The following is a 14,255-nucleotide window of genomic DNA, read 5'->3' as shown; positions in this document are numbered from 1 at the left end:
TTTCGATGTCTCGAATGGGCTTTTCGGGATGGAGAGCCATCGGGGTTGACGTGATGCCCGTCACCGCCCGATACTGTGCATACAAACGCTTGTACGTTTGAGGCGGGGCAACTCCGCCGAAACGAGAACCGTGGTAGGAAACGGTTTGCACACACAGGAATTCGAGTCGGATGCAGTGTCCGGGCGCTTCGACTGTCGAGTGCAAACGTCGTTTCCATTCCCAGTCGCCCGTCGCCATACGAGGAGAACGCATGAACTCTCTTTTCGATACCTACAAGCTCGGCTCGATCGAGTTACCGAACCGGGTGGTCATGGCACCCATGACCCGCGTGCGCGCCAGTGCGACAGGCGTGCCCTCGGTGAGCGCGGCGCGCTACTACGCGCAGCGCGCAACTGCCGGCCTCATTGTCAGCGAAGGAATCTCGCCTTCGAAGCAGGGCCAGTCGGAACCGAATATCCCGGGTCTCTACAACGACGAGCAGGAATCCGCGTGGAGACCCATCACTCAGGCCGTCCACGAGGCAGGTGGGCGGATCTTCGCTCAATTGATGCACGGCGGCCGAATCGGTCACCCCGAGATCAACGGCATGCAGCCGGTCGGCGCCTCCGCAATCGCGGCACAGGGCACCATCTTCAACTCCGGTGGCCGTCTGGCGTTCGTGACCCCGGTGGAGATGAGCGTCGCGCAGATCCAGGAACAGGTCGAAGTCTTCGTCGATGCGGCTGAGCGGGCCATCGCCGCCGGCTTCGACGGAGTCGAAATTCACGGCGCCAATGGCTACCTGATTCAGCAGTTCCTTTCGGACAACAGTAATCAGCGCACTGACCAGTACGGCGGTTCACACGGCAACCGTGCACGCTTCGCGGTCGAAGTCGCCACGGCGGTCAGTGATGCCATCGGCGCCGATCGTGTCGGTATCCGGTTCTCGCCCGGCGGCAAATTCCACGACATGAACGAGAGTGACCCCGCTGGTCTCTACGGCACGGTGATCGAGGCACTCAATCCCTTGGGTCTGGCGTATCTGCACATTCTCGAGACCGCCTCCGACGCGATCAACGACGACATCCGGAAGGCGTGGACCGGTCCGCTTATCGTCAACCCCGCGACGGTCGGCAGCGCGCGCTTCGTCGACAAGGCCGCTGCGGATCGTTGGTTGGACCGCGGCGCCGATCTGATCGCGTTCGGGCGGTACTACATTTCCAACCCCGATCTCGTGCGACGGTTGCGCGAGGGCATCGAGTTGGCCGAGCCCGACCTCGACACGTTCTACTCCGGCGGAGACAAGGGCTACATCGACTATCCCGAGGCTCCCGCAGTCTGATCCGGTTCTGGGTCGTCCCCGAGTGCTCAGGCCGCTCGGGGCGCCCACACCTCGAGGTTGTACCCCATCGCCAATTCCCACTAGCGAACGTACGTACGTTTGTCGTAGTGTTGGGGAACACACTTTCTTGTGCGCGTAATAAGGAGAACCATGCTCACTCTTGTCGACGCCATCCGCCGTAACGAGCGGTTGGTACCTCACCGCGAAGCAATCTTCGACGGAAGTCGCCGACTCACGCATGGTGAACTCGCCGACCGTGCGTGGCGCATTGCCGCAGGCCTGCGACGACTCGGTGTCGCGCCCGGTGACACAGTCGGTGTTCTCGCCGGCAACACAGTCTTCAGCATCGAGACCTTCCTCGGTATCACGGCTGCCGGAGCGGCATATGTGCCCTACAACTGGCGCTGGGCGACCGAGGAGCTGGCCCACGGTATCAACGAAACCGGGGCCACCGTGGTGCTGGTCGGCGACGGGTTCGATGCGGCGATCGCGGAAGCGCAGTCCGGTCGGGACTTGAAGGAACCGATCACCGTCGTGCACGAAGGCGACGAGTTCGAGAGGGTCGTTGCCACCGAGGGCGACGGCCGTCCGAACGTTTCCGTGTCTGCCTCCGATGCCGCCTGCATCCTGTTCACGGGTGGAACCACCGGGTTCTCCAAGGGGGTGGTGCTGTCTCACACAGCCATCCTCACCAACGCGATCAACGAAATCGCCGACTGCCGCATCGGTGCCCGCCCCAACGACCGAGGGCTCATCGTCACCCCCCTGTTTCACTCGGCTGCGCTGCTGTGCTGGTTCCTGCCGCATTATGTGACCGGCAACAGTTCCGTATTGGCACACAGGTTCGTCGAGGACGAGATCGCCGACCTTGTCGAGCGTGAGTCGATTACCAATATGTTCTTGGTTCCGAACATGATTCGGAGAATGCTCAAGGCCGGAGCGTTCGACTCCGACGGATTCCGTCGCAACTTCAAAGCGCTCCACAGTGGGGCCGGTCTGCTGCGCATGCCGGACAAGCTCGCGGTGTCCGAACTCATCCCGGACGTCGACCTGTTCTTCCGGTACGGGTTGACCGAAGCCGGCCCGATGGTCAGTCGATTGCTGCCTCAGGACATGCTCCGCCCCGAGATCGACGGATCGATCGGCACCGAATACCTGCTGACACAGGTCGAGTTGCGCGACCTGTTCGAGGACAAGCCGTCGGACCCGGGCGAGATCGGGGAAATCTGCGTGCGCGGCCCCAACCTCATGACGGGTTACTTTGGGCGACCGGAGGCTACTGCGGAAGTGTTGCGAGATGGCTGGCTGCGCACGGGCGACCTCGCGGTCCGGGACGAGCAGGGATACCTGTTCTTCCGAGATCGCGCAAAAGACATGATCAAGACCGGTGGCGAGAACGTCTACAGTTCCGAGATCGAGCAACTGCTCCACACACACCCGGCGGTGATGGAAGCTGCCGTCATTGGCGTGCCCAGCGACGAATGGGACGAGGAAGTTCGAGCAGTGATCGCTGTCCGGCCGGGCAAGACCGTCACCGAACCCGAGATCACGGGCTTTTTGCGTGAGCACCTCGCCGGCTACAAGGTGCCCAAGTTGATCGCGCTGGTGGGGCCGGACGCCCTTCCGATCAACCCGAGCGGCAAGATCGTCAAGACGCACATCCGCAGCGCAATGGGCTGGTGATCGGCGTGCCGCGGTCGACCGGATCGGTCGCCGGCAACATACAATCCAGCTAACGTACGGTAGTTTGTGGACTCACTCAGTTGGACCCCTGAGGTCCAGCTCGACCTTCGGAGGAACAGTGACGCGGGCAACTCGGGCGACGCGCGGTGGTATCCGCACCAGCACGGCCATTCGGGAGGCCGCAGCCAAACTGTTCTACGCGCATGGCTATGAGGCGACCTCTCTGCGTGCGGTGGCCAGCGAGGTGGGTATTCAGGTAGGCAGCCTCTACAACCACATCAGTGGCAAGGAAGAGTTGCTCCGAGACATCATGGTGTCGGTCATGGATGAACTGCTCGAGGCCGTCCACCGGGCGATCGAGGATGCGGACCGGGGTGCGGTCAACCAGTTCAAGGCGGCTGTCGACTGCCACATCCGGTATCACGCCGAACACGCCCGCGAAGTGTTCATCGGCAATTCCGAGCTGCGCGCCTTGAGCGAGGAGGATCTCGACGAGGTGCTCGAGAAGCGGGAAGAGTACGAGAAGCTACTCCAGTCGCTGGTCAAGAATGTCGCCAAAGAGACCGGTGCCAAGATTCTCGACGCGAAGTTGCAGACCTACTCGGTGCTCGCTCAGGGAGCTCACGTGTCGTCCTGGTACAAGCCCGGCGGGCCGAAGTCCCTGGACAAGGTCGCCAATACCTACATCACGATGGCACTACGGCAGCTGGGGGTCGACGAGAACAGCTGAACAGCTCGGCCCTGATGCCGGTGGAGAGCGGTAAAGCGATCCACCGGCATCGCTCTGCGTGCGCCCAGCGCCGTACCGACGACGGGGTGACCGATGCCGAGTCCCCATTTCTCCAGATTGCAAACGGTGCCCACACTCGGTCGAGTGTGGGCACCGTTTGCTGCCAGTGGGGTGTCAGAGTGACATACCGCCATCGATCGGCACGACCGCCCCGGTGGTCCAGTTGTCTTCCAACGCGAGAGTAGTTATCCACCTGGCCGTGTCGACTGGATCTCCGATCCGGCGCAGCGGAATGGTGGACGCACGTTCGCGCAGCAAAGCGTCCTCCTGCTCCACCGTCATGCCGGCCGCCCGGTAGATCGGCGTCGCGGTCGGGCCCGGTGCCACACAGTTGACTCGAACGCCCTGGGGCCCGAGCTCGAGCGCCCAGCATCGGGTCAGGTGAGCCACTGCAGCCTTGGACGCCGCATAGTGCGAATTACTCGGTGTCGCTTTGAGAGCGACAGCGCTCGCCACGTTGACAATCGAGCCTCGACTCGCAGTCAGCCCAGGTAGCAGGGCCTGCGTGACCAACGTAGTACCCAGGACGTTCACATCGAAGAGCCCGCGGACCGAGTCCGCAGGCACCTCCGAAAGAGGCCCCACGAGAAACGCCCCGGCACAATTGACGACGAAATCGACCCGACCCCACTGCTCATGGACGGCATGAGATGCGCTCGTGACCGACTCCGGGTCGGTGACATCGACGACACGTGTGGCGATTGCGGCACCGGCACCCGCACCGAGGGATTCGAGCGATTTGAGCGCGTCGGCACTGCGATCCCAGGCGTCGATCCGAGCGCCGCGAGCGAGGAACAGATCGACGCAGGCACGGCCGATTCCGCTGGCGGCGCCGGTGATGACGCCGCAGAGTTGCTCGCCACGCGGAGCCGGAGCGGTCATACCGGCGTGACCCCGTTGCGTCGGGCCGGGGCCGTGCGGTCGCGCTTGCGGTACAGAGCGAGACGGTGGGTCAGCTCGTTGCGCAGCTCGTGAGCGGGAACCACAGCCTCGACCGCGTTCTCGTTCGCAATCTTGAACACGTCGATGCCCGCGGCATACTCGGCCTGCTTCTCGGCGATGAACGCGGCGCGCTCCTCGGGATCCTCGATCGCCTGGATGCGGTTGTAGTGGATGCCGTTGACGGCGGCATCCGGGCCCATCAGGGCAGGCTTGGCGGTCGGCAGCGCGATCAGCGCGTCGGGCTGCATCGGCGCGCCGGACATGGCAAGGTAACCACCGCCGTAGGCCTTGCGCAGCAGTACCGTAATACGCGGAACGCGTGCCTCGGAGACCGCGAAGATCATCTTTGCGCCGTGCCGGATGATGCCCTGGCGTTCGACCTCGGAACCGATCATGTAACCGGCGATGTCGACCAGGAACAGGATCGGGATGTTGAAGGCGTTGCAGATCCAGATGAACCGCGCCGCCTTGTCGGAGGAGTCGGGGAAGATGACCCCGCCCTTCACGGTCGGTTGGTTCGCCACGATTCCGACGCTCTGACCGTTCAGTCGCGCGAACCCGGTCACAAGTTCCGGTGCGAACAGGTGCTTGTAGGGGAAGAAGCTGGCGTCATCGACGAGCGAATCGATGAGTTCGTGGATGTCGAAGATCTCGGATTCGACCTCGGGAACAATTTCCTTGATCGTGCGGACCCCGGACGGTTCGGCCGGTGCGGTGACCGGAGGCTCCTGCTCCCAGTTCGACGGCAGGAACGACAGCCAGACGCGGATCGCGGAGATCGCCTCCTCGTCGTCCTCGACGAGCACGTCGGACAGACCCGACGTGGTGGAGTGCATCTCGGCGCCGCCCATCTCCTCGAGGGTGACGTCCTCACCGGTAACCATCTGCGCCAGACGGGGGGAACCGAGGTAGGCGGTGGCGTGTCCGCGGACCATGATGGTCAGATCACACAGAGCGGGAACGTACGCGGATCCAGCGGGGGAGGGGCCGAACAGTGCACAGATCTGGGGGACGCGTCCGGAGATCTGAACCTGGTTGTAGAAGATGTTGCCCCAGGCGCGGCGCCCGACGAAGCTCTCGAACTGCTCGTCGATGCGTGCGCCGGCGGAGTCGAACAAGTACACGAGCGGGGTGCCGGTGGAGTCGGCGAGTTCCTGTGCGCGCGTGATCTTCTCGAAGGTCCGCTTACCCCAGGTGCCGGCTTTGACGGTGTAGTCGTTCGCAATGACGATCACATCGCGCCCATCGACCTTGCCGACGGCGGTGACGACCGCGTCTCCGGGCAGTCCCTCGTCGTAACGGGCGAGCAGCCCGTCCTCGAAGCTCCAACTGTTGTCGAAGAGCAGTTCGAGTCGGTCGCGGACGAGCATCTTGCCCGCCTCGATCTGCTTCTGACGCTGCTTCTCCGAGCCGCCGAGCCGGGCGGCGGCCAGCCGTGCCTCCAGCTCGTCATGGGGGCTCAGGGTGGTCGAGGTCTGGGTGTCGTCCAAGGTGTCAGTCATCGGAGTACTCCAAAAATGGTCGTGATGAGGGTGAGTCGAGGTGAGCTACTTGTAACTGAACAGCAGGGAGGCGCCTCCGTCGATCACCGTGGTGGTTCCGTTGACTCCGCGGGAAGCGGGACCGGCAAGGAAACCGATCACCGCCGCGACATCCTCGGGGTCGAGGATGCGTCCGGTGGGGGTCTTGGCGGCCATGCGGTCGGCGGCCGCACGGTCGAGCATCGGGGTGTCCATCGCTCCAGGGGCGACGGCGTTGACGGTCACCGCTGTGTCCCAGAAGTCGAACAGCAGCGAGCTGGTCAGGTTGATCAGCGCCGCCTTGGATGCGGCGTAGGCGGGGTACTCGTACCCGCGGGTGCCAGCGAACGATGCGCAGTTGACGACTCGGCCGTACTCGGCGTTTCGCAGATCGTCCGCGAACGCTTGCGTGAGCAGGAACGGCGCGGTGACGTTGACGTCCATGACTTGCCGCCAGGAAGCGGCGTCGGTGTCCGCGAGGTGCGTTCGCCGAAGAATTCCGGCGATGTTGATCAGGTGCGAGACGGAACCGAGCTCGGCGTGCACGGCCTCGACGAGTGAGGCGGCGGCCGATTCCGAGGTGATATCGACCGCAAATGCCGCTGCCTCGATTCCGGCGGAGCGCAGTTCTTCTGCGGTGCGCGTGGCGCCCGCCTCGTCGATGTCCACGCATGCGACGGCCAACCCCAAATCGGCGCCCAGTGTCTTCGCGGTCACCGCGCCCAGGCCCCCGCCCGCACCGGTGACGACGGCAACCGGTGATCCGTGCGATGTGGTCATGTCACTCACCTGCCATGACGACGGTCGCCAGTGCAGCCCCGGACGGCACGACATCGCCGACGTTGACCGCGAGCGATTCGACCACGCCGGTGATCGCGGCGCGGATCGGGTTCTGCATCTTCATCGCCTCGAGCACCATGAGCACCTGTCCGGCCTCGACGGTGGCGCCGACCTCGACGTCGATCTGGGCGACGGTGCCCTGCATGGGGCTCTTGATCTCCCCACTGGCCGCGGCGCCGCTACCGCCGCGCTTCTTGCGTGGCCCGCCCCCCGCGACACGGCGCGGGGCTGCAGGCTCGACTGCGGCTGTGGCCGCGGCAGGGCCGGCCGGGGTGAAGAACGGGATCACGTAGCGGCGGTCCCCGACCCATACCTCGTTGCGGGGAAGGACCTCGTCGACGTCGTCCTCGGGGTCGGCGGGCGCCTCGAGCGGCGCGAGCAGCGATGCGAAGTCGATGTCGCGTTCGAGCCAGTTGGTGTGCATCGCGACGTTTCGGAAATCCTTGTGCATGATGATCGCGCGTGCGGCGGGCACCGTGGTGGGCACGCCATCGATGACGAGCTCGTCCAGTGCGAGCGCCAGACGGTCCAGTGCCCGGTCACGGGTCGGGGCCCATACGATCAGCTTGCCGACGAGGCTGTCGTAATAGGGCTGGACCTCGTCGCCGGACTCGTAGCCGCCGTCCCAGCGGACACCCGCCCGCGTCGGGGCCGTGACGGTGGAGATCGGACCGGGGCTGGGCATGAACAGGGCCCCACGGGTGTCCTCGGCGTTGACACGTACCTCGATCGCGTGACCGCGCGGGGGAGCACCGGACTCGGTGATCGACAGCGGTTCGCCCGCCGCGACGGCGAGCTGCTCGGCAACCAGATCGAGACCGAGGGTCATTTCGGTGACCGGGTGCTCGACCTGGATGCGGGTATTCATCTCGAGGAAGTAGAAACGTTCCCGATCGGCCTCGACCAGGAACTCCACAGTTCCCGCGCCGACGTACCCGACCGCCTTCGCCAACCGGACCGACGCCTCACCCATGGCGCGGCGCAGCTCGTCGGACAGGCCGGGAGCCGGCGCTTCCTCGATCAGCTTCTGGTGGCGTCGCTGGACCGAGCAGTCGCGGTCGCCGATCCACACCGCGTTGCCGTGCTTGTCCGCGAACACCTGGACCTCGACATGGCGTGCGGAGGACAGGTAGCGCTCGAGGTAGACGTCGTCTCGTCCGAATGCGGCGGCGGATTCCTGTTTGGCGGAGGCGAAGGCGGACTCGGCGTCGGCGGCAGAGGCGACCATCCGCATGCCGCGGCCGCCGCCGCCGTAGGTGGCCTTGATCGCGACGGGATAACCGTGCTTGTCGCCGAACTCGATGACGTCGTCAGCCGAGGCGATCGTGCCCTGCGAGCCGGGGACCTGCGGAACCTGCGCCTGCGCGGCGACCTCGCGGGCAGCGATCTTCGAGCCCATGACGTCGATCGCTGCCGACGGCGGTCCGATGAATACCAGACCGGCGTCCTCGACTGCTTTCGCGAACTCCGCATTCTCCGCGAGAAATCCGTATCCGGGGTGCACGGCCTGTGCGCCGGTGGATTTCGCGGCCTCGATGATCTTGTCGATGGCCAGGTAGGAATCGGAGGCCGCGGCGCCACCGAGGAGAACTGCCTCGTCTGCGAGACGGACGTGCAGCGCCTTCGCGTCCGCCTCCGAGTACACCGCGACGCTGGGGATCCCTACCTCAGCGCACGTTCGGATGATGCGGGTCGCGATTTCGCCGCGATTGGCGATGAGGACCTTGGACAGCATGCCCGGACTCCTTGTAGTTCGAAAAGCCTGCTCTGACAGTGCATTCACCGAGGATCGGGATCGGCACCCTACGTCAGAAACAAACGAGCGTACGTTTGTCTTTACGGTACAGTCCGTTGTGAGACAGGTCAACGCACATCCGCGGATCGATGGCCGCGGGCTGACGAGGAGGACACATCCGGTGACAGGATCCGCCCCCCAACTCGAATCGCTGGTGCACGCACTCGACGTGGCCCGGCTTCCCGACGGCACGTTTCTCGGACCGCCCACGGAACGTGCGTTGCCACGGTTGTTCGGCGGATACGTCCTCGCTCAGACCGTCATGGCCGCCGGCCGCACGGTGGCGTCCGGCCGGCACCTGCACTCGTTGCATGCGCTCTTTCTGCGTGGCGGTGACTCGACTGTTCCAGTGACGTACGAGGTCGTCGAGCTGCGGGACGGCCGCTCGTTCAGCGCCCGCGCGGTTTCGGCGCTGCAGGGCGGTGCAGTTCTGGCCACTGTTCAGTTGTCGTTCGCACTTCCCCAGACCGGGCTCGACCACCAGTGCTTCGAGGCCGGCCGGATTCCGGCGCCGCAGGCGCTGCCCCCGCTCGGCGAGCGCCTGCGGTTGGAGCTGGACTCTCTGCCCTCCTGGTGGGCAGCGCCGCATCCTTTCGACATCCGATTCGTCGAGCACCCGGAGGCACTGGCAGCGGGCGGGGTTCGGGATCCGCAGCAGGCGTACTGGGTTCGGGCGGCAGGGACGGTGCCGGACGAGCCGCTGTTGCATGCGGCCCTCCTGGCATACGTCTCGGACCTGACTCTTCTCGATCCGTCCCTCATGCCCCATGGGCGGTCCTGGTACGGAAATCGGGTGATCTCCGGTGCCAGTCTCGATCATGCGATGTGGTTTCATCGGCCGCCGTCGCTCAACAACTGGCTCTTGTGCCGCCAGAGCAGTCCGATTGCCACCAGCGGCCGCGCGCTCTGTGAATGCACCTACACCACCGAGGCCGGTCACCGGATCGCGTCGGCAACTCAGGAGGGCCTGCTTCGCGAACCCTGATCCTGGTCGTCGAATGTCAGGGTTGCGTGACGTTCGTTTCGTCGGCGAGGAACCAGGTCAGCTCACCGATGAACGCCTCCTCGTGTTCCCGCAGCACGTCGGCCTCCGGCGTCGCGAACGCGTGTGCCACCGCAGCGACCGACGGGAAGTGCAACTCGGCCATCCCGTCGAACGGCCACCCCTTACGGTGCTCGATCGCCGGGTTCTGCACGTAGCGTTCAAGCGCGGGAAGCTGCCACACTAGTTTCGGATGCTCGACCTGCCAGTGGTGGAGAAATTCCTCGCGGCTCACGGTCGGAAGGGCCTTGATAAGAGCAACTACCTTGACGGACATGATGTCTCCTTCGTCAAACCGATTGATCTGTCGTCGGGCAATGCGGGCAGGTGATCCGGGGCGGTGTCCACGGGGAATCCGGGACACTGCCCCGGATCACCTGAATCAATGCGCGAGAGTCTTGGTGGTATCGAGTCCGGCGCCGGTGAGCGCGCGCACCTGCAATTCGTCGAACGCTGCGTCGTCGGGCTTCTCGCGGCTGAGGTAACTGCCCACGATGCATCCGAGGAATCCGGCGGGCACCGACAGCAGAATCGGGAAGGCCAACGGGAACGGCGCGGTCGTCGACAACGAATCGGACAGCAGTGGGGCAAGGCTCGGCCAGACGAGCGGCCCGGTGAGGATCAGAGCGAGTGACGTGACCAATCCGGACAGCGCACCGATTACCGCGCCGAGAGTACGCATCCGTCGCCACAGCAGCGTCATGATCAGGACGGGGAAGTTCGCGCTGGCCGCGGTGGACGTAGCCAGGGTGGCCAAAAAGGTCACATTTTGTGTGCCACCGATGGCAAGCGTGACCCCGACAGTGATGATGACCAGCGAGACTGCCGCGATCCGGCCGACGGTGATCTCCTCACGTTCAGGGCGATGGAAGGTCTGTGACCACAGGTCGTGCGCCACGGCGGAGGAAGCACTGAGTACGAGGCCGGCCGACACGGCAAGCAAGGTCGCGATCGATACCGCGACCACCAGCGCGAGCAACAAGTCCCCCGTGAAGCCGTCGCCGCCGAGCCAGACGGTCAACGCAGGCAGTGCGAGGTTGCCGCCCTTACCCGCGATCTCCTCGCCCCCGGTTCCGAGTGCGGCTCGCGCCGAGATTCCCAGGAAGGCGATCAAGACGTTGAAGCCGCCGATCAGGCTGATTGCCCAGATTGCGGACTTGCGGGCCTCGACAGCGTCGGGGACGGTGAAGAACCGCATCAGGACGTGCGGCAGACCCACCGCGGACAGTGTGACGGCGACGGCCATCGACACGATGTTCCACGAACCCTCGAACGAATTGCCGGTTGCGAGGTAGTTGTCGCCGAAGGTGCTCTGGGTGATCGCCTGCTCGACAATGTTCAGTGGGTTCGGGTCGATCCGGATGAGTACCAGGATGACCAGGAGAGCTACGACGGCCATCAAAGCGACCGCCTTGATGATCTGGAGCCATGTAGTGGCGAGCATGCCGCCGAACAGGACGTAGGTCAGCATCAGCACCGCGGCAATGACGACACCCCACGAGAAGTCGATACCGGCCAGCGCTTCCATGAGGACGCCGCCGGCGACCATCTGCGCCAGCAGGTAGAAGATGCAGATGAACAAAGTGGAGATTGCAGACACCACACGGACCGGTCCGGATCGCAATCTGGTGGCGAGGGCGTCCGCGAAGGTGAATCGACCCAGGTTACGGAGTTTCTCGGCAATCAGGAACATCACCATCAGGAAGATGCCGCAGGCGAAGATCGCGTAGACGATCCCGTCCATGCCGTAGAGATAGGCCAAGCCGGCGTATCCGAGCAGCGACGCGGACGACAGGAAGTCGCCTGCGATGGCGGTGCCGTTCTTGCGCCCGGTCATGGCACCGCCGGCTGTCCAGAACTCCGCGGACGTACGAGTGCGGCGGGAGGCGAAGTAGGTTGCCACGAATGTCGTCGCCAGCAGCAGGACGCTGACGATGACGGCGGTGGTGTTGAACCCATCAGACATTTCGGGCCGCCTCGAACTCGATGGTGTCCGGGGTGCGCAGCGCAGCTGCCGCGAGTGCGTCCCAGTGGCGGGCTCGTCGCACATACCACACGCCGAGGCTCATGACCGTGCCCACATAGACACCCGACAGGATCAGACCGACACTCAGCCCGGGGATCGGCCGCTGCGCAACGACCTCCGGGGCGAAGGCAGCCATTCCGACGAGTGTGCCGAAGGCTGCCGCAAAGATGATCCAGGCGATCGTGAAGAAGCTGCGGCGATCGCGTCGAAGGCGCAGCATCGCCGGGGCGCCCCAGAGTCGACTCCAGTCGACGGGTGTCTCGTTGGTGGACATGGCTGTTTGCCTCTCATGCAGGGTGGAGATGGTTCACGCATCCGTACCGACGTGTGGGCTGAATGCGGACCTGGTAGTGGTGATCGCTGCTCGCCGGTCGGGGCGAGGATGTAATCGGCATCACAAGAGTAAACGAACGTGTGTTTGTTTGTCTAGGAGCCTCTGAGTTCTTGGAAAAACGTTCGTTTGTTTGTATGGTGAGGTCGAGGCCCAGCTCGCCGTTGCGGACCGGGCCGATCGCAGTCGAGGAGCCTCATGACCGAAATCGGCGCCCTGCCCGACACCACTGAACAAGCGGATCTGCGTGAGATGGTGCGTGACATCATCGATCGCTACGCCCCGCCGGAGCGAGTACGCGAGCTCGACGAAGCCAACGCGTTCGATCTGGAGCTGTACCGCGCCCTTGGCGAAGCAGGACTGATCGGCCTTGATGCCCAGGTCGACGGCACCACCGGAGCCGATCCTCACAACCAGATCATCGTCCTCGAGGAGCTCGCTGCCGGCCCGACCTCGATGGCGGTGTGCCTCGTCGTCCAGTACATGGGCGTCGGTCTTCTGACCGAGTACGGGACCGAGCGGCATCGCACCACCGTTCTGGCGCCCCTACTCGACGGAAGGGAACGCGTGTCCTTCGCGCTCACCGAACCCGATGGGGGCACCGACGTGGCCCGAGTGATGCGTACGCGAGCGAGAAGGACCGACGAAGGTGGTTGGATCCTCGACGGCGCGAAGACGTGGATCTCGGGACCGCAACATGCCGCCAATCTCATCGTGCTCGCACGAACCTCCGTGTCCGAACGGTCACCGATCGACGGCATCACGATGTTCCTGGTCCCGACAGATACTCCCGGAATCACCGTGCGTGAACTCGACACGTTCGCCATCCACAGCCTCGACACCTGCGAGGTCACCTTCGAGGGCGTGAAGCTCGACGACACAGCCGTGCTCGGTGAGGTGGATCGAGGCTTCCGGCAGGTCCTGGGTACCTTGAACGGCGAACGACTCAACGCTGCGGCCGCCGCACTCGGCATCGCGCGGGGGGCTCTCGAAGCGGCGGTCGACTACGGACGTCAGCGTCAGGTGTTCGGCCGACCGGTCGGAAGCTTCCAGGTCGGTCAACACCGACTGGTCGACGGAGCAATTCAGGTCGAAGCTGCCAGGGCATTGATGCTCCAAGCGGCCGACGCCACGGCAACAGGTGCCCGCGCAGACATCCTCAGCGCCATGGCGAAGGTCGCTGCATCCGACGCCGCTGTCGACATCACCGACGCGGGCATGCGACTGATGGGCGGATCCGGATTCAGCAAGGAATACCCCATGGAACGGTTGTTCCGCGACGCACGCCTCTACACGTTCGCCCCCCTGACCAACGAGATGCTGCGCAACCACATCGGCGAGAAGCACCTCGGCCTCCCGCGTTCGTTCTGAACCGTTACCACCACCGAGAAGAGAGAATCCCCATGACTGCGATCACCCCGTTCGCCGATGCGCTGAACGCTCTGCCGCCGCTCGCGTCGCGGTACGTCGACGTCGAGGCCCTGCCCTGGCGCCCGTCCGGTTACGAGGGCATCGACATCAAGGTGCTGCTCAAGGACGAGGAATCCGGACTCCTCACGGCACTGTTCCGTTGGCAGCCGGGATCGACGCTGCCCCTGCACGAGCACGTGCGCATCGAACAGACGTGGGTGCTCGAGGGCAGCATTGTCGACGAGGAAGGCGAGACCACGGTGGGCAACTTCTCGTGGCGCCCGCAGGGCAATCAGCATCGTGCGTCCGCGCCGAACGGTGCGCTGGTGCTGTGCTTCTTCCTGACCCCGAACAAGTTCCTCGAAGGCCCGAACGCCGGTTCCACCCTCGAGTGACGTACGGGTCCGCTCGCGAGGGGAGAAAGCCCAGGAGGAATCTCAATGAAGTTGTCAAGCCGCCGCGACGGTAGACGCGGGCTGGTAGACCGCCTCGTCGCGGAGCATCGCCCACAACACGTTCACACGTCGGCGAGCCAAGGCAAGGACAGCTTGAGT

13 protein-coding genes are annotated in these 14,255 nt (G+C 64.6%); 6 read left to right on the top strand and 7 right to left on the bottom strand.

The features are described from left to right. Positions 1-251: 251 nt before the first annotated feature. From M1M07_RS27290 to M1M07_RS27280, 3 genes are all read left to right on the top strand, one after another. Positions 252-1,322, top strand: coding sequence for an alkene reductase (locus M1M07_RS27290; protein WP_248676186.1), 1,071 nt, complete (start codon positions 252-254; stop codon positions 1,320-1,322). A gap of 150 nt (positions 1,323-1,472) precedes the next feature. After that, positions 1,473-3,005: a class I adenylate-forming enzyme family protein gene (locus tag M1M07_RS27285; RefSeq protein ID WP_248676185.1), complete on the top strand. Its 1,533-nt coding sequence runs from the start codon at positions 1,473-1,475 to the stop codon at positions 3,003-3,005. A gap of 118 nt (positions 3,006-3,123) precedes the next feature. Continuing rightward, positions 3,124-3,735 carry a TetR/AcrR family transcriptional regulator gene (locus M1M07_RS27280; protein ID WP_248676184.1) on the top strand — a complete coding sequence of 204 codons (612 nt, stop codon included), beginning with the start codon at positions 3,124-3,126 and terminating at the stop codon, positions 3,733-3,735. Between the two features lie 174 nt (positions 3,736-3,909). On the opposite strand, the gene M1M07_RS27275 is transcribed toward M1M07_RS27280, so the two are convergent. From M1M07_RS27275 to M1M07_RS27260, 4 genes are read right to left on the bottom strand one after another with little or no spacing between them, the layout of a single operon-like run. Beyond that, the gene (locus M1M07_RS27275) at positions 3,910-4,677 is read right to left on the bottom strand and encodes an SDR family NAD(P)-dependent oxidoreductase (RefSeq protein WP_248676183.1); all 768 of its coding nucleotides are present in this window, start codon (positions 4,675-4,677) and stop codon (positions 3,910-3,912) included. Further along, entirely contained in the window at positions 4,674-6,239 is a 1,566-nt protein-coding gene (locus tag M1M07_RS27270) for an acyl-CoA carboxylase subunit beta (protein WP_248676182.1), read from the bottom strand. The genes M1M07_RS27275 and M1M07_RS27270 overlap by 4 nt, the downstream gene beginning before the upstream one ends. 45 nt (positions 6,240-6,284) lie before the next feature. Further along, positions 6,285-7,037 carry an SDR family NAD(P)-dependent oxidoreductase gene (locus M1M07_RS27265; RefSeq protein WP_138998850.1) on the bottom strand — a complete coding sequence of 251 codons (753 nt, stop codon included), beginning with the start codon at positions 7,035-7,037 and terminating at the stop codon, positions 6,285-6,287. A gap of 1 nt (position 7,038) precedes the next feature. Further along, positions 7,039-8,832: an acetyl-CoA carboxylase biotin carboxylase subunit gene (locus tag M1M07_RS27260; RefSeq protein WP_138998849.1), complete on the bottom strand. Its 1,794-nt coding sequence runs from the start codon at positions 8,830-8,832 to the stop codon at positions 7,039-7,041. A gap of 181 nt (positions 8,833-9,013) precedes the next feature. Here M1M07_RS27260 and M1M07_RS27255 point away from each other — a divergent pair, with 181 nt between their 5' ends. Further along, complete coding sequence (locus M1M07_RS27255; protein ID WP_138998848.1) at positions 9,014-9,877, top strand: acyl-CoA thioesterase II; 864 nt, start codon at positions 9,014-9,016, stop codon at positions 9,875-9,877. Between the two features lie 16 nt (positions 9,878-9,893). On the opposite strand, the gene M1M07_RS27250 is transcribed toward M1M07_RS27255, so the two are convergent. The 3 genes from M1M07_RS27250 to M1M07_RS27240 form a co-directional block, all read right to left on the bottom strand. After that, a complete protein-coding gene (locus M1M07_RS27250) occupies positions 9,894-10,211 on the bottom strand; it encodes an EthD family reductase (protein ID WP_138998847.1) in 318 nt (105 codons plus the stop codon). A 105-nt stretch (positions 10,212-10,316) separates the two neighbouring features. Continuing rightward, positions 10,317-11,900 carry a cation acetate symporter gene (locus M1M07_RS27245; protein ID WP_138998846.1) on the bottom strand — a complete coding sequence of 528 codons (1,584 nt, stop codon included), beginning with the start codon at positions 11,898-11,900 and terminating at the stop codon, positions 10,317-10,319. Beyond that, on the bottom strand, positions 11,893-12,234 hold the full coding sequence (locus M1M07_RS27240) for a DUF485 domain-containing protein (RefSeq protein WP_248676181.1): 342 nt from the start codon (positions 12,232-12,234) through the stop codon (positions 11,893-11,895). The genes M1M07_RS27245 and M1M07_RS27240 overlap by 8 nt, the downstream gene beginning before the upstream one ends. A gap of 255 nt (positions 12,235-12,489) precedes the next feature. Here M1M07_RS27240 and M1M07_RS27235 point away from each other — a divergent pair, with 255 nt between their 5' ends. After that, a complete protein-coding gene (locus M1M07_RS27235; RefSeq protein WP_248676180.1) occupies positions 12,490-13,662 on the top strand; it encodes an acyl-CoA dehydrogenase family protein in 1,173 nt (390 codons plus the stop codon). Positions 13,663-13,694: 32 nt separating this feature from the next. Continuing rightward, positions 13,695-14,096, top strand: coding sequence for a cupin domain-containing protein (locus M1M07_RS27230; protein ID WP_248676179.1), 402 nt, complete (start codon positions 13,695-13,697; stop codon positions 14,094-14,096). The last annotated feature ends 159 nt before the right edge of the window (positions 14,097-14,255 follow it).

Origin of the sequence: Rhodococcus sp. HM1, assembly GCF_023218075.1 — a bacterium.
Lineage (GTDB): Bacteria > Actinomycetota > Actinomycetes > Mycobacteriales > Mycobacteriaceae > Rhodococcus.
This window is presented reverse-complemented; position numbering and strand designations above follow the sequence as displayed.

Coding starts and splice junctions, on each gene's coding strand:
- M1M07_RS27290 (WP_248676186.1), top strand. CDS start 252: ATGAACTCTCTTTTCGATACCTACAAGCTCGGCTCGATCGAGTTACCG.
- M1M07_RS27285 (WP_248676185.1), top strand. CDS start 1,473: ATGCTCACTCTTGTCGACGCCATCCGCCGTAACGAGCGGTTGGTACCT.
- M1M07_RS27275 (WP_248676183.1), bottom strand. CDS start 4,677: ATGACCGCTCCGGCTCCGCGTGGCGAGCAACTCTGCGGCGTCATCACC.
- M1M07_RS27270 (WP_248676182.1), bottom strand. CDS start 6,239: ATGACTGACACCTTGGACGACACCCAGACCTCGACCACCCTGAGCCCC.
- M1M07_RS27265 (WP_138998850.1), bottom strand. CDS start 7,037: ATGACCACATCGCACGGATCACCGGTTGCCGTCGTCACCGGTGCGGGC.
- M1M07_RS27260 (WP_138998849.1), bottom strand. CDS start 8,832: ATGCTGTCCAAGGTCCTCATCGCCAATCGCGGCGAAATCGCGACCCGC.
- M1M07_RS27250 (WP_138998847.1), bottom strand. CDS start 10,211: ATGTCCGTCAAGGTAGTTGCTCTTATCAAGGCCCTTCCGACCGTGAGC.
- M1M07_RS27245 (WP_138998846.1), bottom strand. CDS start 11,900: ATGTCTGATGGGTTCAACACCACCGCCGTCATCGTCAGCGTCCTGCTG.
- M1M07_RS27240 (WP_248676181.1), bottom strand. CDS start 12,234: ATGTCCACCAACGAGACACCCGTCGACTGGAGTCGACTCTGGGGCGCC.
- M1M07_RS27235 (WP_248676180.1), top strand. CDS start 12,490: ATGACCGAAATCGGCGCCCTGCCCGACACCACTGAACAAGCGGATCTG.
- M1M07_RS27230 (WP_248676179.1), top strand. CDS start 13,695: ATGACTGCGATCACCCCGTTCGCCGATGCGCTGAACGCTCTGCCGCCG.